Annotated in this window: 19 protein-coding genes; 9 read left to right on the forward strand and 10 right to left on the reverse strand. The window is 31.3% G+C overall.

What is annotated here, in order from left to right:
* Positions 1–58: 58 nt before the first annotated feature.
* The 9 genes from trpC to Q0662_RS05570 form a co-directional block, all read right to left on the reverse strand.
* Entirely contained in the window at positions 59–847 is a 789-nt protein-coding gene (gene trpC, locus Q0662_RS05530) for an indole-3-glycerol phosphate synthase TrpC (protein WP_298947954.1), read from the reverse strand.
* Positions 848–865: 18 nt separating this feature from the next.
* Positions 866–1,036 (reverse strand): hypothetical protein, encoded by a 171-nt coding sequence (locus Q0662_RS05535; protein WP_298947955.1) that lies wholly within the window; start codon positions 1,034–1,036, stop codon positions 866–868.
* 56 nt (positions 1,037–1,092) lie between these two features.
* Positions 1,093–2,085: an anthranilate phosphoribosyltransferase gene (trpD, locus tag Q0662_RS05540; protein ID WP_298947956.1), complete on the reverse strand. Its 993-nt coding sequence runs from the start codon at positions 2,083–2,085 to the stop codon at positions 1,093–1,095.
* Between the two features lie 31 nt (positions 2,086–2,116).
* Positions 2,117–2,722 (reverse strand): aminodeoxychorismate/anthranilate synthase component II, encoded by a 606-nt coding sequence (locus Q0662_RS05545; protein WP_298947957.1) that lies wholly within the window; start codon positions 2,720–2,722, stop codon positions 2,117–2,119.
* A 155-nt stretch (positions 2,723–2,877) separates the two neighbouring features.
* Positions 2,878–4,269: an anthranilate synthase component I family protein gene (locus Q0662_RS05550; protein ID WP_298947958.1), complete on the reverse strand. Its 1,392-nt coding sequence runs from the start codon at positions 4,267–4,269 to the stop codon at positions 2,878–2,880.
* 261 nt (positions 4,270–4,530) lie between these two features.
* Positions 4,531–7,884, reverse strand: coding sequence for a bifunctional amidotransferase subunit GatB/aspartate--tRNA ligase AspS (gatB/aspS, locus tag Q0662_RS05555; protein ID WP_298947959.1), 3,354 nt, complete (start codon positions 7,882–7,884; stop codon positions 4,531–4,533).
* Positions 7,884–9,278, reverse strand: coding sequence for an amidase family protein (locus tag Q0662_RS05560; protein ID WP_298947960.1), 1,395 nt, complete (start codon positions 9,276–9,278; stop codon positions 7,884–7,886). Before Q0662_RS05560 ends, gatB/aspS begins: the two co-directional genes overlap by 1 nt.
* A 1-nt stretch (position 9,279) precedes the next feature.
* Positions 9,280–9,546, reverse strand: a complete 267-nt coding sequence (locus tag Q0662_RS05565; protein WP_298947961.1) for a hypothetical protein — start codon at positions 9,544–9,546, stop codon at positions 9,280–9,282.
* A 297-nt stretch (positions 9,547–9,843) separates the two neighbouring features.
* Entirely contained in the window at positions 9,844–11,100 is a 1,257-nt protein-coding gene (locus tag Q0662_RS05570) for a porin (protein WP_298947962.1), read from the reverse strand.
* A 377-nt stretch (positions 11,101–11,477) separates the two neighbouring features.
* Here Q0662_RS05570 and gyrB point away from each other — a divergent pair, with 377 nt between their 5' ends.
* From gyrB to obgE, 7 genes are all read left to right on the forward strand, one after another.
* Positions 11,478–13,415 carry a DNA topoisomerase (ATP-hydrolyzing) subunit B gene (gene gyrB / locus Q0662_RS05575; RefSeq protein WP_298947963.1) on the forward strand — a complete coding sequence of 646 codons (1,938 nt, stop codon included), beginning with the start codon at positions 11,478–11,480 and terminating at the stop codon, positions 13,413–13,415.
* A gap of 171 nt (positions 13,416–13,586) precedes the next feature.
* Positions 13,587–14,624, forward strand: a complete 1,038-nt coding sequence (locus Q0662_RS05580; protein WP_298947964.1) for a DUF6588 family protein — start codon at positions 13,587–13,589, stop codon at positions 14,622–14,624.
* Positions 14,625–14,749: 125 nt separating this feature from the next.
* Complete coding sequence (mdh, locus tag Q0662_RS05585; protein ID WP_298947965.1) at positions 14,750–15,676, forward strand: malate dehydrogenase; 927 nt, start codon at positions 14,750–14,752, stop codon at positions 15,674–15,676.
* Between the two features lie 114 nt (positions 15,677–15,790).
* On the forward strand, positions 15,791–16,393 hold the full coding sequence (locus Q0662_RS05590; RefSeq protein WP_298947966.1) for a hypothetical protein: 603 nt from the start codon (positions 15,791–15,793) through the stop codon (positions 16,391–16,393).
* 159 nt (positions 16,394–16,552) lie between these two features.
* Complete coding sequence (gene secDF / locus Q0662_RS05595) at positions 16,553–19,558, forward strand: protein translocase subunit SecDF (protein ID WP_298947967.1); 3,006 nt, start codon at positions 16,553–16,555, stop codon at positions 19,556–19,558.
* A gap of 108 nt (positions 19,559–19,666) precedes the next feature.
* The gene (locus Q0662_RS05600) at positions 19,667–20,785 is read left to right on the forward strand and encodes an adenylate kinase (RefSeq protein WP_298947968.1); all 1,119 of its coding nucleotides are present in this window, start codon (positions 19,667–19,669) and stop codon (positions 20,783–20,785) included.
* A 63-nt stretch (positions 20,786–20,848) separates the two neighbouring features.
* The gene (obgE, locus tag Q0662_RS05605; protein WP_298947969.1) at positions 20,849–21,838 is read left to right on the forward strand and encodes a GTPase ObgE; all 990 of its coding nucleotides are present in this window, start codon (positions 20,849–20,851) and stop codon (positions 21,836–21,838) included.
* 28 nt (positions 21,839–21,866) lie between these two features.
* On the opposite strand, the gene Q0662_RS05610 is transcribed toward obgE, so the two are convergent.
* Positions 21,867–22,319 (reverse strand): hypothetical protein, encoded by a 453-nt coding sequence (locus Q0662_RS05610; protein WP_298947970.1) that lies wholly within the window; start codon positions 22,317–22,319, stop codon positions 21,867–21,869.
* Between the two features lie 224 nt (positions 22,320–22,543).
* Between Q0662_RS05610 and Q0662_RS05615 the strand changes: the two genes are divergently transcribed.
* Together Q0662_RS05615 and lysS are read left to right on the forward strand one after the other, a co-directional pair.
* Positions 22,544–23,044, forward strand: a complete 501-nt coding sequence (locus Q0662_RS05615; protein WP_298947971.1) for a DUF456 domain-containing protein — start codon at positions 22,544–22,546, stop codon at positions 23,042–23,044.
* Positions 23,045–23,282: 238 nt separating this feature from the next.
* Positions 23,283–24,977, forward strand: coding sequence for a lysine--tRNA ligase (gene lysS / locus Q0662_RS05620; protein WP_298948066.1), 1,695 nt, complete (start codon positions 23,283–23,285; stop codon positions 24,975–24,977).
* Positions 24,978–25,008: the final 31 nt, after the last annotated feature.

Here is a 25,008-nt window from a genome sequence, read left to right on the forward strand (position 1 = left end):
ATTTATAGGAAATTAATTTATTATGTTATAACCTTCTCTTTTAAGACAATAACGTGTATTATCTAATCTGATTAATAAATTCTTGACAAGCTTCACCTGGGTTGTCTGTTTTCATAAAATTTTCTCCAATTAAAAAACCTTGAAATCCAAATTCTTTCAATCCAGTAATTATTTTTGGGTCAGAAATTCCACTTTCTGATAGTTTTAAGCAAGTATCTGGTATTTGATTTGCTAATTTTATAGAGTGCTCTAAATCAACTTCAAACGTTTTTAAGTTTCGATTATTTATCCCAATAATTTTATTATCTAAATCGTTAATCTTATCTAAATCTTCTTGCGTATGAACTTCATACAAAACTTCCATACCTAAATCTGTTGTAAGATTTCCATAATTTTTTAATTCTTCGGATGTTAAGCAAGAAGCGATTAATAAAATTACATCTGCTCCAATAGCTTTTGCCTCAACTATCTGAAAACCATCTACAATAAAATCTTTTCTTAAGATTGGTTTTTGTTGGTTAATAACTCTTGCTTCCATTAAATCTGCCATGGTTCCTCCAAAAAAAGAGGTATCTGTTAAAATAGACTGTGCTGCTACATTGGCATCTAAATAACCATTTGTAACTTCTGCAATGGTTGCTTTGTCGTTAATAATTCCTTTTGATGGAGATTGGCGTTTATATTCTGCAATAATGCCTGTAGAACCTACTTCTAATAAAGACTTTTTTAAAGAAAATGTAGTTCTACCAAAACTAGGACTTTCTACCAATTTTTTAACAGGAATTTCAGCTTTTATCTTAGCAACTTCCTTCTTTTTAAATGCGATTATTTTATCTAAAATTGTCATTTTAATAATTACAAATTTTTAATTATTCATTCTCTTATTTCTATATCTCAAAAAAAGATAAACAATAACACCAACTATTAATCCAGTTATTGTGTGCTTAAAAAGCTCTTTTGTTTGCACGCCAACTGCAGCTCCCATTAATAAAAATGCTGGAATAATTAGAATTAAATTGTTTTTCTTTTTTTTCATTATTAGCTTTCATTATAGACCTTACAGGTTATAAAAACCTGTAAGGTCTTGTGAATTTATAAACTTACTAATTTTTCTAATGTTTGTTTTGCTTTTAAACCCAATAAAGAATCTTTACTTTCTTTAAAAGCAGTTTCAAAACTTTTATTTTCATCAACAATAGTTAATGCAAAAGCAGCATTGGTTAATACTACATTGTTTTGCGCTTCTGTACCTTTTCCTTCTAAAATGGTTTTAAAAATTTTTGCAGCATCTGCTACATTATTTCCTCCAAATATTTCTGATTGTGCAATTCTTTTCTGACCTAAATCTTTTGGATTTATGATTTGTTCGCCTTTTTTTGTAAACAACTTAAATGCGCTTGTGAGTGAAATTTCATCATAACCATCTAATGCATGTATAATTCCGTAATTGATGTTTTTTTCTTCTTGTAAAATATAATTATACAAACGTGCAGTTTCTAAATTAAACGTACCTAGCATATGGTTTTTGGGTGAACTCGGGTTTACCAAAGGTCCTAACATATTAAAAAATGTTTTTAATGCCAATGCTTTTCTAGTTGGACCCACAGCTTTCATTGCTGGATGAAATTTTGGCGCATGCAAAAAGCAAATGTTTGCTTTTTCTAAATGTACTTTTAAAGTATTTTCATCATTAGTAAATTGATACCCAAAACTTTCTAACATATCTGATGAACCAGATTGCGAAGAAACAGAGTAATTACCATGTTTTGCCACTTTTTGACCTGTACCTGCAACTACAAAAGAAGTTAATGTAGAAATATTAAACGTATCTTTTCCATCTCCTCCTGTTCCAACAATATCAATAGTGTTGTAATCAGAAAAATCGACTTTTATAGTCAATTCTTTTAAGGCGTTTCTGAATCCAGAAAGTTCATCAACAGAAATCGGGCGCATCATAAAAACCGTCATAAAAGAAGCTAAATGTGCGTCGTTATATGTTGAAGCAGCAATATCTTTTAAGATTTGTGTTGCTTCAGATTTTGATAGTCTTTCGTGATTGTATAGTCTGTTTAGAATTTGTTTCATTTTATGCTGAATTTATTTCAGTATCTTTTTGTTATGATGCTGAATCAAGTTCAGCATTAGACACTTTACAAGCGTCTATAAAATTTGTAACCAACTGCTCACCTACATCTGTTAAAATAGATTCTGGATGAAACTGAACTGCAGAAATTGGATACACTTTATGCTCGATTGCTTGTATTAAACCATCTTCATCTCTTGCAGTTACTTTTAGTTCGTTTGGAAACCCTTCATCTGTAGCTGACCATGAATGATATCGCGCTGCTAAAAAAGTTTCTGGAACATCTTTAAAAATAATTGCACTAGCATCTGTTACTGACATTTCTGTGGCTACACCATGAAATACATCATCTAAATTGATGATTTTTCCTCCAAAAACTTCTGTAATGGCTTGCAAGCCTAAACATACTCCAAAAATGGGTTTAATACCTGCATAGGTTTTTATTACTTCTTTTAAAATTCCTGCTTCATCAGGTATTCCAGGTCCTGGAGATAACATTATGATATCAAAATTACCAACATCTGCAATACTGATTTCATCGTTTCTATAAACTGCAGGAAATTTTCCTGTAATTTTTTCTACCATGTGTACCAAATTGTAGGTAAATGAATCGTAATTGTCTAAAATTAATATTTTCATATTTTTTTCTTGTGTAATCGTTTAATTGTGGATTTGTTTAATTGTTTACAAATCTTTATTAAAATGCTCTATCTGCGTTAGGGATTGAATGGCCTGTTTGAGCTCTTTTTTGTTTTTCTCAAAAAAAGCGAGTAATGAAAGCCCGTTAAAACGCCCTAAATATTTTCTGCCAAAATCAACGCTTTTTTTAAGGCTGCTAATTTATTATTTACTTCTTGTAATTCTTTTTCTTCATCAGAATGAATTACAATTCCTGCTCCTGCTTGGTAATACAAAACATTATTTTTACTTACAAAAGAACGAATTGCAATGGCTAAATTAACTGAACCATCTAAACCTATAATCCCTACTGCACCTCCATAAAATCCGCGTGATTGGTTTTCATATGTATCAATTAGTTGCATAGCTTTATATTTTGGTGCACCACTTAAAGTTCCTGCTGGAAAAGTGTCACCTACAATTTCTATTGGGTTTCCTTTTAACTTTCCTGAAACTGTAGATACTAAGTGAATTACATGACTAAAGTACTGTACTTCTTTGAATACCTCAACCTCAACATTATCTGCATGTTTGCTTAAATCGTTACGAGCTAAATCTACCAACATTACATGTTCTGCAGTTTCTTTTTTATCTGCAGATAATTTTTTACCCAATTGAATGTCTTTTGCCATATCTCCTGTTCTTCTGAACGTTCCTGCAATTGGATTGATTGTAGCTCTTCCTTGAGTGATTTTAATTTGAGCTTCTGGTGAAGATCCCATCAACTTAAAAGAACCATAATCGAAAAAGAATAAATAAGGAGAAGGATTTATAGAACGTAATGCTCTGTACACATTAAATTCATCTCCTTTAAATTTTTGTTGAAATTGACGCGATAATACCAACTGAAAAACATCGCCTCTTTTACAATGCGATTTAGCTTTTTTAACGTATTCTATAAATTCTTCTCCTTTTACGTTAGAGGTTTCCTTGCCAACAATTTCGAAACTTTGGGTATTAAATGCTTGTGCATCTATAATGGTCTGAATTTCTTTAATGCGAGATTCTGTGCCTTCTTCTACGTTTTCTATTAGCGTCATTTCATCATTAAAATGATTGATAGCAATAATAAATCTGTAAAAACTGTATTGCATTAAGGGAATTGCTGATGGTGCTTTTTCTACATTTAAGGCAATATTTTCAAAATACTGAACAGAATCATAAGTTGTGTAGCCATACAAACCATTAAATGCTTTTAATTCTGCAGGACAGTCTAATTCTATATTTTGGGTATATTTTTCGAAAATAGCATTAAAGTTTCTACCAATTTTTTCGTTTGCAATTTCTTTTTCTTTGTGAGAAAAAACTAAATGATGATTTTCTGCTTTTATTGAAACTACAGGCTCAATAGCAATAAAAGAAAAACTTTCTTCTTTACTGTGGTAATCTGAACTTTCTAACAAAAGCGTATTTGCAAATTTATCTCTAAAACGCAAATACAAACCAACAGGTGTTATGGTGTCTGCAATTTGTGTTTTTGATAATGTTTTAAATTTTATTGTATTCATAACTGATTGTCAGTTCGAGCGCAGTCGAGAACGTTTTAATTTCTCTTAATTTGATGCCAACTCGACTGCGCTCGAGAAGACATTTTTTAACTGAAAAAAGGCTTATCGTGAGATAAGCCTTTTTTTATAATTTATATATACAGGTTTAGTGCTCACTTATTAAATAAGAGAGTTCCACCACCAAGTATTTTTTGTGTTTAATTTCATTATTGATACAAAAATAAGATAGATTTTTAAATTGAGCAACCTTTTCAAATGATTTTATTTTTTAATAATCTTTACGTTCATTTCTTCTACCTTTTTATCAGATAAAATTGATGGTGCATTAAATAATAAATCTTCTGAACTTCCTGTTTTTGGAAACGCCATTACCTCTCTAATAGATGCTTTCTTTTCTAAAATCATCATTAACCTATCTACACCCCAAGCAATTCCTCCATGAGGTGGCGCACCATATTGAAAAGCTTTGTACATAGTACCCACACTTTTTAGCATTTCTTCTTTATTGTACCCCATATTTTTATAGGTTGCTTCTAAAATTTCTGATTTGTGTGCACGCACAGAACCTCCACCAATTTCATAACCATTTAAGATTAAATCGTATTGCTGTGCAATAATGGTTCCAATTTCTTCATCCTTTCCTGTCATGTGTTTTTCTAAATCGTACACTGCTGGCATAGAAAAAGGATTGTGTGTAAACGTCCATCTACCGTCATCATTTTTCTCGAACATTGGAAAATCTACTACCCAAGCTGGTCTTAATTCTTTTGGATTTATTAGTTTTAAAATACGTCCCATTTCTTGACGAACAGCGTCTAATGCTTTGTTTGCCGTTGCATAATCTGCTGCTGAGAAAAACACGATATCTCCTACTTTAGCATTCGTAGTTTTTATGATATTTGCCGCAATTTCTTCGCCTAAAAACTTAATTATTGGCGATTGCAAATCGTTTTCATTTACAATAATATAAGCCAAACCACCTAAACCATGTTGCTGTGCAATGGCTGTTAAGTTTTCTATTTGACCTTTAGACATACGTTTGTTTCCTTGTTCTGCTGCAGAAACCTTGATACATTTTACAATACCCCCTTCTTCTATAGGTTTACTAAAAACTTGGAAAGTAGTGTCTTTTACAATGTTTGTAATGTCTTGCATTTGCAAACCATATCGTAAATCTGGTCTATCGCAACCATATTTATCCATGGCATCTTTATAGGTAATTACTTCAAAAGGATGTAAAATCCATTTTTTACCATATGTTTTTTTAACGACTTCATTAAACATTTTGGTGTTTAAATCTATAATTTGCTGCATACTTGCATAGGCCATTTCTATATCTAACTGCGTAAATTCTGGTTGACGATCTCCTCTAGAATCTTCATCTCTAAAACAACGTGCGATTTGGAAATATTTCTCAAAACCACCAACCATTAACATTTGTTTGAATTGTTGTGGTGCTTGTGGTAAAGTATAAAAAGAACCAGATTGCTTTCTTGTTGGCACAATAAATTCTCTTGCACCTTCGTCTGTACCCGCTGTTAAAATTGGTGTTTCAATTTCTAAGAATTCTTCTTCATCTAAAATATCACGCAATAATTTTATGACTTTATGACGATTTACGATGGCTCTTTTAACGTCGTCATTTCTATGATCTAGAAATTTGTACTGAAAACGAACTGTTTCATTTGTTTTTGTAGCTCTTTTTATTTCGAAAGGCAAGGTTTTAGAAAGGTTTAAAATTTCTAATTCAGAAGTTTCTAACTCAATTTTACCTGTTCTTAAACCTGCATTATAATCATCTTCATTTCGTTGAACAACCACACCTGTAACGGAAATTACAGACTCTGGTTTTAGTTTTACCAATTCATCTAAATTAGGAAAAGATTCTCTACTTAAACGAACCTGAAAAACTTGCCCACTTGCATCTCTTAAATCGATAAACATTAATTCACCATGATCTCTTACACTAGAAATCCAACCTGACAATGTTACTTTTTCTGAAATTGAATTTTCTGATAATTGAGAAATTGTATGTGTTCTATATTCTTCTTTTATAATGATTGGAACTTCTGTTAATTCATCTTCTTGTTTTTCGGATTTTGGATTAGATCCAACTTCTAACTTCCCACTTCCATCTTTACGTTTATTGCCTCCATTTTCCAACTTCTCACCTCCTGTATTTTTAGCAAGTTGCTCTAAAATTCCTTCACGAATTACTTTCCCAGAGGCACCTTTACCAATTATGCCAATTACTTTTCCTACAAGAATACCAGCTTTACCTTGGTTTCCTGCTTTAATATCATTTGCAATGGCTTCATTTTCTGAAATTACTTTTGTAATAGCAGCTGCAATTTGCGCTTCTGAAATGGTATTTTCATCAAAATACTTTTTATAATCAAAAGTTCTGTCTTTTAAATACCTTGTAATTCCGTTTTGAACTAAAACAGATGTTATTTTATCTTCTTTAAATAATTGAAAAATTTCAATTAAATGATTGATATCGTGAATGTTTTCATACTCATCTGCGCTAATATTATTAACCAATGTTTTTGCAACAAAAGAAGGATCTTGTAGCACATTATTTATGGTCATAAATGTTTTAGAACGAGTGGCATCAGCCGTAAAAAACTTTGCGTCTTGTGGTAATACATCACCTTTAATTAAAACAGATTCTACTGCATGTGGCAATGCACTTGCATCTATTTTTATAGAATTTACCACCTCTTTAATGGAAACGAAAGGAATATCTGGTTCAGAGATAAATCTATAGTCTGCCTCAAATTCTTTTTTACGCATGGTTTTGGTTTGCTTTAAATCTGCATCCCATAAAACCGTAGTTTGTTCTGGTCTAAATTCTTTGTGTTCTGTGTAATAATTTAATTGTTTTTCTACCTCTTCTTTTAAAGCTTCCATCATAAACTTAAAAGAATTTAAGTTTTTAATTTCAGTTCTTGGATTTAAATTATAGGTGTGCTTTTTTCTAAGAGAAACAGACACATCACTTTTAAATTCTCCTTTTTCTAAATTAGCTTCAGAAATGCCTAAGTTTTGTACAATTCGCTGAATGTATTGCGCATAGGTAGATGCATCTTCTATATTTCTAATACAAGGATCTGTTACAATTTCTATTAATGGAACTCCTGCTTTATTAAAATCTACCAACGAAATTTTCTTTTCGTGCATTAATTTAGCTGCATCTTCTTCGATATGAACTTGGGTTAAATTTACAGTAAACTGGCTTCCATCATTTCTAAAACAAGACACTTGTCCGTCTGGAATTACAGGGTTATGAAACTGTGTAATTTGTATGTTTTTAGGATTATCTGGATATTCGTAATGTTTTCTATCCCAAGAAATAACTTCGTTTGAAAAAGTTGATTTTACTGCTTTTCCAAAATAAATAGCTTTGTTAATTGCTTCTTTATTTATAGCTGGCAAAACCCCCATTTGTCCTGTACAAACAGCACAAATATTTGTATTTGGTATTTCGGTTTCTTCATTTGGGCAAGAGCAAAATAATTTACTCTTGGTATTTAAACGAACATGTGTTTCTAAACCTATAATCAACTCTAATTCGTGTGCTTTTAAAGCCTCATTTAATTGCGCTAGTTCCATTATAAAATATCGTTTAAAAGGTTAGCGAATTGTAATACATGTGCATCATTTTTTTTGTCTGCTGTAAGTTGTAATCCTGTATTTGTTCCTTTTGGTAAGGTTAAGGTTGGTAATTCTGCCAAACTAAAACCAACGGTATATGCGTCAGATAAATACATGGCTAAAGGATCTTTTAAGCTGTCGCCAATTTTAGGTGGATTTTGAGGGGTTACTGGAGACAAAATAATATCTACTTCTTTAAAATCATTTGTAAATCTTGCTGAAATTTGATTTCTAACATCTTGTGCTTTCAAGTAAATTTCATCAGAAAAACCTTGAGATAATACTTGATTACCACCTACAATTCTTCGTTTTGTTTCTTCAGAAAATTTTTCTGAACGGGTTATTGAATAAGTATCTTTTAAAGTATCACCTTCAATTCTTGCTCCGTAATTGGTACCATCTAAACGCGATAAATTAGAAGCAGTTTCTGCCATTGCTAATGTGTAATAAGTAGATACTAAAATATCAGAATCGAAAAATTCTAATTCTTTTACTGCAATTCCTTTGGCTTTTATCTTATCAATTATTGCTAAAAAGTCTACTTTTATTTCGTTTGAAATTGCTTTACTTTCAATAAAATTTTTAAAATAACCAACCGTTTTAATGTTTGATGTGTTTAGATCTTTTTTAATTTTATCTGACTTATAAGTAGTTTGATCTTTTACATCTTTACCACTCATTACATTTAATACAATTCTAATATCTTCTAAAGATTTTGCAATTGGACCTACACAATCTGTTGAAGATGCATATGCCATTAAGCCATACCTAGAAATACGACCGTAAGTAGGTTTTAACCCATACACTTTATTATAACCTGCAGGCTGTCTAATAGAACCACCTGTATCTCCACCAATTGAAAATATGGTATAATCTTTGGCTACATTTACAGCAGAACCTCCAGAAGAACCTCCACCTACTAAAGCTGGATTTACAGCATTTTTTACTGCTCCAAAAATGGTGTTTTCAGAGGATGAACCATGTCCAAAAGAATCGCAATTTTCTTTAACTAACGGTATTGCACCAGCGTCTAGCAACTTCTGAATAGCGGTTGCTGTATAGGCAGATTTGTAGTTTTTTAGCAAATCTGAACTGGCAGTTGTATAGGTTCCTTGCACCATGTACACATCTTTAATTCCGAATGGTATCCCTTCTAACAAACCAATTTCTTGCCCGTTTGCAATTTTTGCATCTACTTTTTTTGCCAATTCAATAGCTGTTTCCTCTAAAAGTGAATTGACCGTATTGAATGTATTTTGTTGTAACAAATCTAATTTTTCTTGTACCAAAGCTGTACAAGAAATTTCTTTGTTTATCAATTGTTGATGAATTTTATATATCTGCGATTCCATATTAATCTTCTATCACTTTAGCAACTACTAAAAACCCGTTTTTCTCTTTTGGAAAGTTTTCTTTGATAATTTCCTTTTCTATAGCTGAGCTTTCTACAACTACATCTTCTCTTAAATCGTTTAAAGAAACTACCTTATTATGTACAGTTGTATTCGAATTATTTTGCTGATTGGCATTTTTAATAACGTCAAAAAGCTTATTTACAGATTCCGAAGGTTTTGCACCTTTAATACTAGACAAAATGTCTACTGTCATTATTTTACTCATTTCTTATTTTTTTTTAATCTCGAAATCAATTCAAGACATGAAAAAAAGCCTTCCAAAATTGGAAGGCTTTATCTATTTATAAACAACAACCTTCCTGTCCTAAAAATTAGGATTATTGAAATTACGATTGTTATTATTACATGTCATTTATTATAATTTTGCACCAAATATAGAGAGAATAAATAGACTACGCACTATTTTTTAAGATATCTAAACTTATTTATGAATTTAATAATTTAAAGAATAATTATTTATTAGTTCTTCAAAATCTAAAGTTTTTAGTGCTTTTGATTGATGTTACTTCAAAGAAACCTGATATTGTAAAACTGCCAAACCTTTATAGCCTTTTTGTTGAATGGTAGTAGCATCAAATATTGGTCGATGTTGATATCCTAAACTTATTTTATTGTCATGTTTACCATTCATTAAAAAATTTACCGTAAAATCATATACTGTCATTGGATCATTTAATGCATCCCAATTAGATAATTGGATAGCAATATTAGGTTGTACAACTACAGAATGCCCTAAAATCTTATCTTTTGGAAATGCATACCCAAATTGCATGTACCAGGTTGTTCCTGTTCCTATCATAGGAAACGCAACTCCTGCTCTGTTAAAATCTGTACCTCCACCAGTTGTTGGGTTGTTTGCACCTACATTTCTAATATAGTTTTTTCCAAATTGATAATCATAATAACCTAAATAAGCTGTAATTGCTGCATTATTAACTAAAGGTAAATTTAAAAAAGAATCTACAGCCCAATGTTTTATATCGTACAAATTTGTGATTGCTAAACTTGCATCACCATCACTCATAGCTTTTTCTTGAAACTGAAAACCTGCACCAATGTTAAATACTTTTTTATCTTGTACATAAGTACCAGTTTGATATGCAGACTTATTAGATTCGTGTTCAAAAAACTGATACTTTACATAAGAAGATGTTTTAATTCTTGGTCTATTATTAGCAAAATTAACTTCGTTATTTGGAGCCGTATTAACTAATAAAGGCCTATTAAAAACCAATCTATAGTCTATTTTACCAAATTGTCCCTTAAACCAAATACCTAATAAACGACCAATATCATCTGCTTTTTCTACAGTATTTAATGTAAACAATGGAGAGTCTAAACCCATTAGTGTTTTGTTAGATCTAATATTCCATCTATTTAAACCCTGCCAACCCGATTTACCGATACCTACCTCAAGAGCTCTATTAAAGGTATATTCTACGTATAAATCTAACACCTCTAAAGGAAACTCTTTAGTTCTAAAATTATAATTATTTCCACCTAGAATACTATATAAAAAAACGTTTGGTGTAATTTGAGAGGAAATTGGAATTCTTAAACGGCGAATAGAAACATCGGCAAAACTGTTTGTTAATTCGTTATTAATTATAGAGCCTTCGTTTAAATCTGAATAACGCAACCAAATTTGCCCTCTTAAATTCCAATTTACAGTTGGTTTAATTTTTTTTCTCTCTTGCCCTAAAGTGATGGTTGAAATAAGTAAAACTACAATCAACAAACTATTTTTTAGTATTTTCATTTTATGTACATTATCATCAGAACAAAATTAAGGGTAACTATTTTTTAATTTTGTGACAAACATCATGTTTATACTCCTTTTTTTTACATCAAATTGACACTAAATGGTTCTCTCTCATAAATTTTAAAATCTTAAAATAAAAGCTATAACGCATTTTTTTAATTCTTACAAAAGTAAAAAATAAGAAAATTATAAAAATCTATTTTAAGATGCTTTTTAGAGCTTTTAAGACACTTTTTTGTTTTTAACAAATGTTGATAATTTTAAAAGCAAATCGCTAAAAACACTTGAAAAAGGGATTAAAAATTGTAAATTTGACTTAGAAAATTCGTTTAACGAGTTTTATCAACCTAAAAAATAAATAATTCACTTTTATAATGAGCGACGAAATTAAAAAAGAATATGATGCTTCCAGTATTCAAGCATTAGAAGGTATGGAGCATGTGAGAATGCGTCCTTCTATGTATATTGGAGATGTTGGAATACGCGGTTTACACCATTTGGTGTATGAAGTTGTAGATAACTCTATTGATGAAGCCATGGGTGGCTATTGTGACACCATAGAAGTTACCATTAACGAAGACAATTCTATAACCACAAGAGATAATGGGCGTGGTATTCCTGTTGGAATCCATAAAAAAGAAGGTGTTTCTGCTTTACAAGTAGTAATGACCAAAATTGGTGCTGGTGGTAAATTTGATAAAGATTCTTACAAAGTTTCTGGAGGATTACATGGGGTTGGTGTAAGTTGTGTAAACGCACTATCTGACCATTTAACAGCTACAGTTCATAAAGAAGGTAAAATTTGGCAACAAGAGTATGAAAAAGGAAAAACTTTATACCCAGTAAAAACTATCGGAGAAACAGATTTTACAGGTACTATTGTTACTTTTTTACCAGACAAGTCTATTTTTAAACAATCTACAGAGTACAATTACGAAACGCTTGCTACAAGAATGCGTGAGTTAGCATACCTAAACAAAGGTATTACCATCACTTTAACAGATAAAAGAAATACCGATGATGAAGGAAACTTTATCTCAGAAACATTTCATTCTGATGAAGGGTTACCAGAATTTATTAAATACCTAGATTCTACAAGAGAGCAATTAACTGCCAATGTAATTTCTATGGAAGGTGAAAAAAATGGTATTCCTGTAGAAGTTGCTATGGTTTACAATACTTCTTATGCAGAAAATTTACATTCGTATGTAAACAACATTAATACACACGAAGGTGGAACGCATTTATCTGGATTTAGACGTGGTTTAACCAGTACATTAAAAAAGTATGCCGATGAATCTGGATTACTTAAAAATGTAAAGTTCGAAATTGCTGGAGACGATTTTAGAGAAGGCTTAACAGCTATTGTTTCTGTAAAAGTAGCAGAACCTCAATTTGAAGGACAAACCAAAACAAAATTAGGAAATAGAGAAGTTACTTCTGCAGTATCACAAGCTGTTTCAGAAATGTTAACAGACTACTTAGAAGAAAACCCTAATGATGCAAAAACCATTGTTCAAAAAGTAATTTTAGCCGCAACTGCAAGACATGCAGCACGTAAAGCCAGAGAAATGGTGCAACGTAAAACAGTGATGTCTATTGGTGGTTTGCCTGGTAAATTATCTGACTGTTCAGAAACAGACCCAGCACAATGTGAGATTTTCTTAGTTGAGGGAGATTCTGCAGGTGGAACAGCCAAACAAGGTAGAGATAGAAACTTTCAAGCAATTTTACCACTTCGTGGAAAAATTTTGAACGTAGAAAAAGCAATGCAACATAAAGTTTTTGAAAACGAAGAAATCAAAAACATGTTTACTGCTTTAGGTGTTTCTATTGGAACAGAAGAAGACCCAAGAGCTTTAAATTTATCTAAAGTTCGCTATCATAAAGTAGTAATTATGTGTGATGCCGATGTTGATGGATCACATATTGCTACCTTAATATTAACATTCTTCTTTAGATATATGAGAGAAATGGTAGAGCAAGGTTACATTTACATTGCAACACCTCCTTTATATTTGGTTAAAAAAGGACAAAAAAGAGAATATGCTTGGGATGACAATCAACGAGATATGATTGCACAAAAGTTTGGTGGTGGTGTAAATGTTCAGCGATACAAAGGTTTAGGAGAAATGAATGCAGAGCAATTATGGGACACAACCATGAACCCTGAATTTAGAACTTTAAGACAAGTAACGATTGATAGCCCAACAGAAGCAGATAGAGTTTTTTCTATGTTAATGGGTGATGAAGTACCTCCAAGAAGAGACTTTATTGAACGTAATGCGAAGTATGCAAATATTGATGCATAAATTCTCTTTTTTTAAAATTAAAAGAAAAACCTCAGCTTTTAAGTTGGGGTTTTTACCTACTTATAAATAAATAAATGTTTCCCTTATTTTAAGAGTAAAATTATTTTATAACAAAAAATGACAACATATTTTTATATATTACAGATAAAATCACTACAAAATTTAACCAAAATGAAAAAAACTATTTTAATATTCTTAGGTGTATTTGCGTTAACACTTAACACGAAAGCTCAAGACGGATTTGAAGCAATTTTACTTGCTGACAAAAATGATTCTAAAAAACTAATGGAAGCATATTTTGGTCCTGCCATGGAAGGATTTATAAACGCTATGAACAATGGATGGTATCACACTGCAAAAGTGCACAAACCCTTTGGCTTTGATTTGTCAGTAGGTCTTAATGCGTCTTTAGTACCAACTGAAAAAGAATTATTTAATATAAGCGCTTTAGGATTAGCCTCTGTATCTTCAAGCAGCACAGAAGCATCAACTTTTGCTGGCCCTAGTAACACTACACAAATGACAGTAAACACAACCATTAACGGTGAAAGTGCAAGTGCTACTTTTGATTTTCCTGGAGGAGCAACTGAAGATTTGCCTTTAAATGCAGTTCCTGCACCAATGGCACAATTAAATGTAGGTTTACCTTGGAAATTTGAAGCAATGGTTAGGTTTGTTCCTGAAATTAGTATTGGAGAGGATGATGGGTCTGTTAAAATGTTAGGTTTAGGTCTTAAAAAGGAAATTACAGATTGGTTTGGTCCTTTAGACAAAACACCTTTACATGTATCTTTACTTGCATCTTATACAACTATGGATGTAGTTTATGGAATTGCTGATGTAAATTCTGCGAATCTGCAAGTTACAAACGCATTAACAGAATTCAACTTAACAGCATTTACGGCTCAAGCAATTGCATCTCTAAATTTCCCAATAATCAATTTATATGGTGGTGTTGGATATAACAGCGGTACTTCTACTTACAATATGAGCGGAACTTATACAGGTACTTATGATACTGGTTTACCTGCTCCAAATGACACTGTTTCAAAAACTTTAACAATTCCAGATACGTTAGATTTTGAATCTAGTGGTTTTACTGCAACTGCAGGTGCTAGACTAAGCCTTGGATTTTTAAAGATATTTGGCTCTTATTCATTTCAAGAATACAATACTGCTAGTTTAGGTGTAGCTATTAGTATCAGATAAATTTTTAAAAAAATAAAAAAAAAGACATCTAGTTTAGATGTCTTTTTTTTGCTTAAAATTAACTGATAACTTCAACAAAAACCGTATTTTTGCATAAAATTATTAAACAAAAAAACAGAAAAAACATGAAAGTTACAGTTGTTGGTGCTGGTGCAGTAGGTGCTAGTTGTGCAGAGTATATTGCCATTAAAAATTTTGCATCTGAAGTTGTATTATTAGATATTAAAGAAGGTTATGCAGAAGGTAAAGCTATGGATTTGATGCAAACAGCATCTTTAAATGGTTTTGATACAAAAATTACAGGAAGTACAAATGATTATTCTAAAACAGCAAATTCTAATATTTGCGTTATTACTTCTGGTATTCCTAGAAAACCTGGTATGACTCGTGAAGAATTAATTGGTATTAACGCAGGAATTGTAAAAACTGTTTCTTCTAACTTAATAGAGCACTCTCCAAATACAATTATTATTGTAGTTTCTAACCCTATGGATACCATGACGTATTTAGTGCATAAAACTACTGGATTACCAAAAAATAGAATTATTGGTATGGGTGGCGCATTAGATTCTGCTCGTTTTAAATACAGATTAGCAGAAGCATTAGAAGCACCTATTTCTGATGTTGACGGAATGGTAATTGGCGGGCATTCAGATAAAGGAATGGTACCTTTAACAAGATTAGCTACAAGAAATTCTGTACCTGTTTCTGAATTTATTTCTAACGAAAGATTAAACCAGGTAAAAGAAGACACCAAGGTTGGTGGAGCTACTTTAACAGGTTTATTAGGTACTTCTGCTTGGTATGCACCTGGTGCAGCTGTTTCTGGTTTGGTACAAGCTATTGCTTGCGACCAAAAGAAAATTTACCCTTGTTCTACTCTATTAGAAGGAGAATATGGTTTAAATGACTTATGTATTGGTGTACCTGTAGTTTTGGGTAAAAACGGTATTGAGAAAATTGTAGCAATTCATTTAAATGATGCTGAGAAAGCTCATTTAGAAGAATCTGCAGCAGGAGTTTCTAAAACAAATGGTTTATTAGAATTATAGAAATTTCTTACATAACGATATTTAAAAAATCCAGCTAAAAAGCTGGATTTTTAAGTTTTAATAAGTTTCTAAAATCCTAGATACAATAAGCATACTTTTTTATATATTTGACGCATGAAAGCGAAATGGTACATAAGTACTTTATTTTTAATATTTACACTTTTTGGTGCGTTTCATGAGCAGGGATCAATCCCTAATCAAGAAATTGTACTAGACTTTGTAAACACAAAAAATAACAGGAATTATATAGACCATACCATTACTGATGTAAAAGAGAAATTACTAAATATAGGTGTTTCTCACATTAACATTAAAGAAATTAAAAATGGCACTTTAAAAATATCTTATTTTAGTGAAGTTCCTGTTGATAATATTAGAAATATTTTAAAAAAAAATAACTCGTTTCTATTAAAAAACAAGTCTAAAAATAAACAAAACAAAGATGTTGTTTACCACTACAGTTTAGATGTTTACGATTTAAACAAACCCACAGATAATGCTAATTTAGACTACAAATATGCTTTAGAGATAAAACATCAATTAGATAGATTTACAACAGATACTAATTTTGATAATTACAACGCATCATTAGAAAGCAAAACAAATCAACTTTATAAAGTTGCCTGCAAAATAGCTAAAAACAATCCTTTTAGTAAAGAGTACAGATCTAACAAAGAACCAGAAGTTAGAGCTGGCCCCAAAAACTTCCAAAGTTAAAAATGTAACTCAACACATTTTTCACACCTTTTATAATTGATGAGTAACCTACTCACAATCACAAAAACTATCAATAAAAATAATTGTCAGGTTCTTTTAGAAACTATATATTTGCTCGTTTTTTAAAAAACTTGACAAACCATAATTAACAACAACAAAATGCAAAATAAAGGACTAATTAAATTATTTGCTATCCTGTTTGGATTAGTAAGTTTATACCAATTATCATTTACTTTTTTAGCAAACAAAGTAGAAGATAATGCAAAAGTATATGCAGAAAAAAATGTAAAAGATAACGACGCTAGACAAAAAGCTACTTTAGAAAGAAAATATTTAGACAGTGTTGCCAACAAAAAAATTATAGATTTAGGAGTTGCACAATACACTTATAATGATGTTAGAGACAAAGAAATGAATCTTGGTTTGGACTTAAAAGGTGGTATTAATGCCATTTTACAAGTTTCTGTAAAAGAGGTTTTAAAAAGTTTATCTAACGATTCTAAAAACGAAGCTTTTAACAAAGCTCTAGAAACTGCAGACGAAAGACAAAAAAATAGTAATGCTACGTATTTAGACTTATTTTTCGAAGAGTTTGAAAAAGTAGCTGGAGACACAAAATTAAGTGATCCATCTATTTTTGGTACAAAGGCTTTAAGTGATAAAATATCTTTTAACGAAGATAATTTTACAGTAAGAGAAACTTTACAAGAAGAAATTAACAGTTCTATTGGTACTGCTTTTGAAGTATTAAGAAGTAGAATTGATAAGTTTGGGGTAACTTCTCCAAACATTCAAAGAATTGGAAATTCTGGTAGAATTCAGATTGAATTACCTGGTGCAAAAGACATTGAGCGTGTTACAAAATTAATTACTAGCAAAGCAGAATTACAATTTTGGGAAGTATATACAAATGCAGAAGTACAAAACTTTTTCTTTACTGCAAATACTAAAGTTGCTGAATTACTAAAAGATAACACAACAACTGAGCAAGTAAAAGATAGCACAGAAAAAGATGATATTGATGATCTTCTAGGTGATGTTGTAGATTCTACAAAAGTTCAAAAGAACTTATTTACGTATTTAATGCCAAACTTTGCACAATCTCAACAACAAATGAGTTCTTTAGTTGCTCAAGCTTCTGTAAGAGATACTGCAATGGTAAATGAATTATTAGGCAAAAAAGAAATTAGAGACTTATTGCCAAACGAATTGCGTTATGTAAAATTCTTATGGGATTACAAAACTTTTACACCAGTAAAACCCGCAAACGCAGGTGATGACTACGAATCTAGAGAATTGATTGGCTTATACGCAGTAAAATCTAACAGAAACGATAAACCAACCATTGAAGGTGATGTTATTTTAGATGCTGCACAGGTGTTTGACCAATTAAATAAACCAGAAGTTAGCATGACTATGAATAGCTCAGGTTCAAAACAATGGGCTAAAATGACTGCAGATAATGTAGGTAGATTTGTAGCTGTTGTTTTAGATGATTATGTGTATACAGCACCTTCTGTTAATCAAGCAATTACTGGAGGTAGAACCTCTATTTCTGGTGGAAGCATGACTATTGAAGAAGCAGAAGACATCGCAACGGTTTTAAAAGCAGGTAAATTACCAGCTGCAGCAAGAATTGTTGAAGCAGAAGTTGTAGGTCCTTCTTTAGGCCAAGAAGCAATCGACGCAAGTTTCTTATCATTTGGTTTAGCTATTGCATTGGTATTACTTTGGATGATATTATATTATGGTAAAGCTGGTTTATTTGCAGATGTTGCCTTACTTGTAAACATCTTATTTATTTTCGGAATTTTAGCATCATTTAATGCTGTCTTAACTTTACCTGGTATTGCTGGTATTATTTTAACTATTGGTATGTCTGTAGATGCCAACGTAATTATTTTCGAAAGAATTAAAGAAGGCTTATTTAAAAAGAAAGGTTTAAAACAATCTGTAGAAGAAGGTTTTTCTGTAAAAGGAGCTTTATCTGCAATTATAGATGCAAACATTACAACCTTATTAACAGGTATTATTTTATATGTATTTGGTACAGGTCCAATTAAAGGTTTTGCATTAACATTAATGATTGGTATTGCAACCTCATTATTTACAGCTGTATTTATTACACGTTTATTAATTGATGGTTCCATAAATAGAGGGACTAATTTAACATTCAACACTTCTATTTCTAAAGGATGGTTCCAAAATATTAATCTAACGTTCTTAAGAAAACGTAAGATTGCTTATATCATATCTGGGGCAATTATATTAGGAGGTATTGCTTCTTTGGTTACTATAGGATTAAAGCAAGGTGTAGATTTTAAAGGTGGGCGTTCTTACACAGTTCGTTTCGATAAAGACATGAATGCTACAGATGTTGCCTCTACTTTAAAAGATGCTTTTGGTACAGCTCCAGAAGTAAAAACATATGGTACGTCTAATCAATTAAAAATAACAACGGTTTATAAAATTGATGAAGAAGGCCAAGAGGTAGATGAACAAGTTCAAAACACATTATACAATGGTTTAAAACCATATATTGGCACTACATCTTACGAAGATTTTAAACCAGGTTTCGAAAAAGCAGAAAATGCTAATGGAATAATGAGCTACAGAAAAGTAGATCCAACCATTGCAGACGACATTAAAACATCAGCATTATATGCCGTATTTGGTTCGTTATTAATTGTTTTCTTATATATTTTATTACGATTTAGAAAAATATCATTCTCTATAGGTGCAGTCGTAGCCGTTTTCCATGATGTATTAATTGTATTAGGTGTATTCTCAATTACATACAGTTTTATGCCTTTTGATATGGAAATTGGACAATCATTTATAGCAGCCATTTTAACTGTAGTAGGTTATTCTCTAAATGATACCGTAGTAATTTTTGATAGAATTAGAGAATTTGCAGGAATACATACAAAATGGAAATATAGCGAAGTTGTAGACAAAGCATTAAGCTCTACTTTAGGTAGAACTATCAATACATCTTTAACAACATTATTAGTAATGTTAGCTATTTTCTTATTTGGTGGAGATTCTATAAAAGGTTTTATGTTTGCTTTAATAGTGGGTGTAATAGTAGGTACTTATTCATCTTTATTTGTGGCAACTCCTATTATGTTTGATGCTTCTAAAAAAGAAGAAAAAAACAACTAGTTTTTTAACAACAAATAAAAAACCGTTTTCCATGTAAAGCCTGAAATTTATTCAGCAAGTGGAAAACGGTTTTTTCATTTGATTTATAGCAATTATATTTGCATTCTTATGAGTATTATAAAACTACACGATTTACACTTTAGCCCTTATATTGATAAGGAAAAGATTGCTACTATTGTAAAACACTTAGCAAGAACTGTAAAAGCAGATTTACCAGAAAACGAAGTACCTATTTTTGTAGGTATTTTAAATGGTTGCTTTTTATTTGCTGCAGATTTTATAAGAGCTTTTAAAGGCAATTGTGAAGTTTCTTTTGTAAAATTAGCCTCTTATGATGGCACTAAAAGTTCAGCAAACGTAAAAGAATTAGTAGGCATTAATGAAGATCTAACCAACAGAACTGTAATTATTTTAGAAGACGTTATAGATACAGGGAATACTTTACAAGAAATTTATGCTATTTTTAAAGATAAAAATGTAAAGCAATTAAAAATTGCTACCTTATTATTTAAACCAGACGTTTTTAGAAAAGAATTACCAATAGATTATATTGGCCTTAGTATAAAAGACAAATTTGTAGTAGGCTATGGTTTAGATTATAATGGCTTAGGAAGAAATTATCCAGAAATATATCAACTAACAACACCACCAAAAATGAAAAACATCGTATTATTTGGCCCTCCAGGAGCAGGGAAAGGTACACAAGCAGAATTTTTAAAAGACATGTATAATTTGGTACACATTTCTACTGGAGATGTATTTAGATTCAACATAAAAAACCAAACAGAACTTGGTGTATTAGCAAAACAATACATGGACGCTGGTAATTTAGTACCCGATGAAGTAACCATAAATATGCTAAAAGCAGAAGTAGAAAAAAATACAGATGCCAATGGTTTTATTTTTGACGGTTTTCCAAGAACACAATCTCAAGCAGAAGCTTTAGATGTATTTTTAGGGGAAAAAGGAGAGCAAATAAACGGAATGGTTGCCTTAGAAGTACCAGAAGATTTATTAGTAGAACGTCTGTTAGAAAGAGGAAAAACCAGTGGTAGAACAGATGATACTGATGAAGGTAAAATTAGAAATCGTTTTAACGAATACAACACAAAAACAGCTGTTTTAAAAGATTATTTTGAAGCACAAGGAAAATATTACGGAATTAATGGTGTAGGTTCTATTAAAGAAATTACCCAAAGAATTTCCGTAGTATTTGACACACTATAATTCAAGGTTCAAAATTTAAAATTCAAGTTTGAATCTTAAATATTGAATTTTAAACAATAAGTTATGACTGAAGGAAATTTTGTTGATTACATAAAAATATACGCATCTTCTGGAAAAGGTGGGCAGGGTTCTGCGCATTTACACAGAGAAAAATACATTACCAAAGGTGGACCTGATGGTGGTGATGGTGGACGTGGAGGACACATTATTTTGCGTGGAGATAAAAATATGTGGACATTATTTCACCTAAAGTTTAAACGTCATTTTAGGGCTACACAAGGGGGTGCAGGAAGCAAAAGCAGAAGTACAGGTCATGATGGAGAAGATGTTTATATAGATGTGCCTTTAGGAACTATTGTAAGAGATGCAGATACAGACGAAATTTTGTATGAAATTACAGAAGATCAAAAAGAAGTTATTTTATTGCCTGGTGGAAAAGGTGGTTTGGGTAACTGGCACTTTAAATCGTCTACAAACCAAACACCTAGATATGCGCAACCTGGTATAGATGGGCAAGAAGGCTGGTTTAGAATAGAGCTAAAATTATTAGCAGATGTTGGTTTGGTTGGTTTCCCAAATGCTGGAAAATCGACACTTTTATCTGTTTTAACAGCTGCAAAACCAAAAATTGCAGATTATGCTTTTACTACGTTAAAACCTAATTTAGGTATTGTAGAATATAGAGATTATAAGAGTTTTGTAATTGCAGATATTCCGGGTATTATAGAAGGTGCTGCAGAGGGTAAAGGTTTAGGCCATCGTTTTTTACGTCATATTGAACGTAATTCTACCTTACTATTTTTAATTCCTGCTGATAGCGATGACATTAATAAAGAATATGAAATTCTTTTAAATGAGTTGAAGAAACACAATCCAGAATTGTTAGATAAAGATCGTTTGTTGGCCATTTCTAAAACAGATATGTTAGATGATGAACTAAAAGCAGAAATTAAAGCAGAACTCCCAAAAGGTGTTGATGCTTTATTTATTTCTTCGGTTGCACAAACGGGTTTGCAAGAATTGAAAGACAAACTTTGGAAAATGCTGAATTAGTTTTTCATCAACAAGAAAATTTATAAAACTACTCTTTCAACTGAATTAAAATAGGTAATCTGTATTTTGTAGCTACAGGAACACCTCTTTTATTGGCAGCAAAAACCCTTGGTAAATTATCTACAGTAATTGCTAAAACACTGTCTAAAGCTGGTAATTGATTTTTAATATTTTCTGTAGAATGCATGCTGTCTAAAATAATTTTCCCTTTTGCATCAATTAAAACATCCACATAAATAGTTTCATTAATAGAGTCTTGTATTTTAAAAGTGTGTTGATTTAGCTGTTCTCCTATTTTTTTATGAATGGTATTTTTAAAACAAGTAAATTTTGCCTGTTTTTCTATAATGGAATCGCAAACTGTAAAAGATGGATAGGTATCTACAGAAGTAAAATCGATAACTGTATCTAAAACTTGTTGATTTTTTGATTTTGTAAAAGATAAATAATCACACGAAGTGCAATATATAAGGATAAACAAAAAAGAAAAGGTACGCAAAAACATAAAATGAATTATTGGGTGAATTTACTAAATTTTAAATACAATTAGCCTTTTTTTCATCATCCCTTTCAACAATTAATGGAAATACAAAACCATACTTAACGTTTATATTTTTTTTTAAAACCTATCTAACAAAGGTTTTGTATTTTCGTCTTACAATAAATAAAACTGTCTACTTACGTGCAGTAGAAACCTAAAATACTATGGATATTTTTTTATTACTTGTAGGCTTTGTTTTAGTACTGCTAGGTATTATTGGCTCTTTTTTACCCGTTTTACCAGGTCCATTAACGGGTTGGCTAGGTTTATTGTTATTACACTTAACATCTGCGGTTCCAATAAATTGGACTTATTTAGGAATTACACTGGCAATAGCCATTTTAATTTGGATTCTAGATTATATTATACCAGCCATTGGCACCAAGCGTTTTGGTGGAAGTACTTATGGTGTTTATGGTACCACAATTGGTTTAATTATTGGGTTGCTTTCTCCTATACCCTTTGGTATTTTAATAGGTGCTTTTTTAGGTGCGTTTATTGGCGAATTGTTATATGACAAGTCAGATAAAAAACGTGCTTTCAAAGCTTCTATAGGTTCTTTTATAGGTCTACTCGCTTCTGCAACCATTAAATTTAGCGTTTCTTTTGGCTTTGTAGTCTTATTTTTAATGAAGTTTTGGGACTATAAAGGAAGGTTTTTTTAGACAAAAAAAAAGCGTCCCATTTAAGGGAAGCTTTCCATTGGTTAACAAAACCAAGACACTTTTTCTAAAGTGCCAAACAACACAACTAATGCTACTTCAACAAAAAGTAGCATGCAAATATACAATGTTTTGATATTTCTGCAACTCTTATAAGATATTTTATTGAAATCTTCAACAGATAAATTATTGAAAGATTGTATCTTTGCAATCTTTAAAATTCATCACTAAATTATTAGAAATGCAATTATCAGAACAAGAAGTTGTACGTAGAGAGAAACTTACCAAATTAAGAGCTTTAGGTATTAATCCTTATCCAGCAGATTTATTTCCATTAAATTCTGATTCTAAAGAAATTAAACAGAATTTTACAGAAGGAAAAGAAGTGGTTATTGCAGGCAGATTAATGGCTATTAACATACAAGGTAAAGCTTCTTTTGCTCAGTTACAAGATGGTGAAGGTAGAATACAATTGTATTTTAATCGTGATGAAATTTGTGCTGGCGAAGACAAATCGTTATACAATGATGTTTTTAAAAAACTATTAGATTTAGGAGATTTTATAGGTGTTACTGGTACCCTTTTTAACACAAAGGTGGGCGAAAAAACAGTAATGGTAAAAGAGTTTAAATTACTTTCTAAATCTTTAAAACCTTTACCAATTCCTAAAGTAAAAGATGGTAAAACTTACGATGCTTTTACAGATCCAGAAATGCGTTACAGACAGCGTTATGCAGACTTAGTTGTAAATCCGCATGTAAAAGAAGTGTTTGTAAAAAGAACAAAATTATTTAATGCCATGCGTTCGTTTTTTAATGATGCTGGCTATTTTGAAGTAGAAACTCCTGTTTTACAACCTATTCCTGGTGGTGCAGCTGCAAGACCTTTTATTACACATCACAATTCTTTAGACATTCCTTTGTATATGAGAATTGCTAACGAATTGTATTTAAAACGTTTAATTGTTGGTGGTTTTGATGGTGTTTATGAATTCTCGAAAAACTTTAGAAATGAAGGAATGGACAGAACACACAATCCTGAATTTACAGCCATGGAAATCTATGTTTCTTACAAAGATTATAATTGGATGATGGATTTCTGTGAAAAACTACTAGAACACTGTGCTATTGCTGTAAACGGAACTTCTGAAGCTACTTTTGGAGAGCATAAAATAGATTTTAAAGCGCCTTATAAAAGAATTACCATGCGTGATGCTATTTTAGAATTTACAGGTTTTGATATTTACAACAAAACTGAAGAAGAAATTAGAGCAGCAGCCAAAAAAATGAATATTGAGGTTGATGAAACTATGGGGAAAGGAAAATTGATTGATGAAATTTTTGGAGAAAAGTGTGAAGGAAATTACATTCAGCCAACATTCATTACAGATTATCCTAAGGAAATGAGTCCTTTATGTAAAGAACACAGAACCAACTCTGAATTAACAGAGCGTTTTGAGTTGATGGTTTGTGGTAAAGAAATTGCGAATGCGTATTCTGAATTGAACGATCCAATTGATCAACGTGAGCGTTTTGAACATCAATTAAAATTAGCCGCCAAAGGTGATGATGAAGCTACCGAATTTATAGATCAAGATTTTTTAAGAGCTTTAGAATATGGTATGCCACCAACCTCTGGAATGGGCATTGGAATGGACAGATTAATTATGTTTTTAACCAACAATCAATCTATACAAGAAGTTTTATTTTTCCCTCAAATGAGACCAGAAAAGAAAGCGCCTACTGTAGAATTGAATGATGAAGAAAAAGCTGTTTTAGCCATAATTACCAAAGCTGAAAAAATAGAGCTAGTTGATTTAAAAACACAATCTGGCTTATCTAATAAAAAATGGGATAAAACCATTAAGGGCTTAACTAAAAAAGATGTTGCCAAAGTTACTAAAACTGATGAAGGTTTGTTTGTAGAAATTGTATAACAACTTACAATTCTGAACTTTTTCAGAATCT

The sequence above is a fragment of the uncultured Polaribacter sp. genome (assembly GCF_947503855.1).
Taxonomy (GTDB): Bacteria; Bacteroidota; Bacteroidia; order Flavobacteriales; family Flavobacteriaceae; genus Polaribacter.

Excerpts from the sequence above, each read along its gene's own strand:
- trpC (WP_298947954.1), bottom strand. The coding sequence starts at position 847 with ATGACAATTTTAGATAAAATAATCGCATTTAAAAAGAAGGAAGTTGCT.
- Q0662_RS05535 (WP_298947955.1), bottom strand. The coding sequence starts at position 1,036 with ATGAAAAAAAAGAAAAACAATTTAATTCTAATTATTCCAGCATTTTTA.
- trpD (WP_298947956.1), bottom strand. The coding sequence starts at position 2,085 with ATGAAACAAATTCTAAACAGACTATACAATCACGAAAGACTATCAAAA.
- Q0662_RS05545 (WP_298947957.1), bottom strand. The coding sequence starts at position 2,722 with ATGAAAATATTAATTTTAGACAATTACGATTCATTTACCTACAATTTG.
- Q0662_RS05550 (WP_298947958.1), bottom strand. The coding sequence starts at position 4,269 with ATGAATACAATAAAATTTAAAACATTATCAAAAACACAAATTGCAGAC.
- gatB/aspS (WP_298947959.1), bottom strand. The coding sequence starts at position 7,884 with ATGGAACTAGCGCAATTAAATGAGGCTTTAAAAGCACACGAATTAGAG.
- Q0662_RS05560 (WP_298947960.1), bottom strand. The coding sequence starts at position 9,278 with ATGGAATCGCAGATATATAAAATTCATCAACAATTGATAAACAAAGAA.
- Q0662_RS05565 (WP_298947961.1), bottom strand. The coding sequence starts at position 9,546 with ATGAGTAAAATAATGACAGTAGACATTTTGTCTAGTATTAAAGGTGCA.
- Q0662_RS05570 (WP_298947962.1), bottom strand. The coding sequence starts at position 11,100 with ATGAAAATACTAAAAAATAGTTTGTTGATTGTAGTTTTACTTATTTCA.
- gyrB (WP_298947963.1), top strand. The coding sequence starts at position 11,478 with ATGAGCGACGAAATTAAAAAAGAATATGATGCTTCCAGTATTCAAGCA.
- Q0662_RS05580 (WP_298947964.1), top strand. The coding sequence starts at position 13,587 with ATGAAAAAAACTATTTTAATATTCTTAGGTGTATTTGCGTTAACACTT.
- mdh (WP_298947965.1), top strand. The coding sequence starts at position 14,750 with ATGAAAGTTACAGTTGTTGGTGCTGGTGCAGTAGGTGCTAGTTGTGCA.
- Q0662_RS05590 (WP_298947966.1), top strand. The coding sequence starts at position 15,791 with ATGAAAGCGAAATGGTACATAAGTACTTTATTTTTAATATTTACACTT.
- secDF (WP_298947967.1), top strand. The coding sequence starts at position 16,553 with ATGCAAAATAAAGGACTAATTAAATTATTTGCTATCCTGTTTGGATTA.
- Q0662_RS05600 (WP_298947968.1), top strand. The coding sequence starts at position 19,667 with ATGAGTATTATAAAACTACACGATTTACACTTTAGCCCTTATATTGAT.
- obgE (WP_298947969.1), top strand. The coding sequence starts at position 20,849 with ATGACTGAAGGAAATTTTGTTGATTACATAAAAATATACGCATCTTCT.
- Q0662_RS05615 (WP_298947971.1), top strand. The coding sequence starts at position 22,544 with ATGGATATTTTTTTATTACTTGTAGGCTTTGTTTTAGTACTGCTAGGT.
- lysS (WP_298948066.1), top strand. The coding sequence starts at position 23,283 with ATGCAATTATCAGAACAAGAAGTTGTACGTAGAGAGAAACTTACCAAA.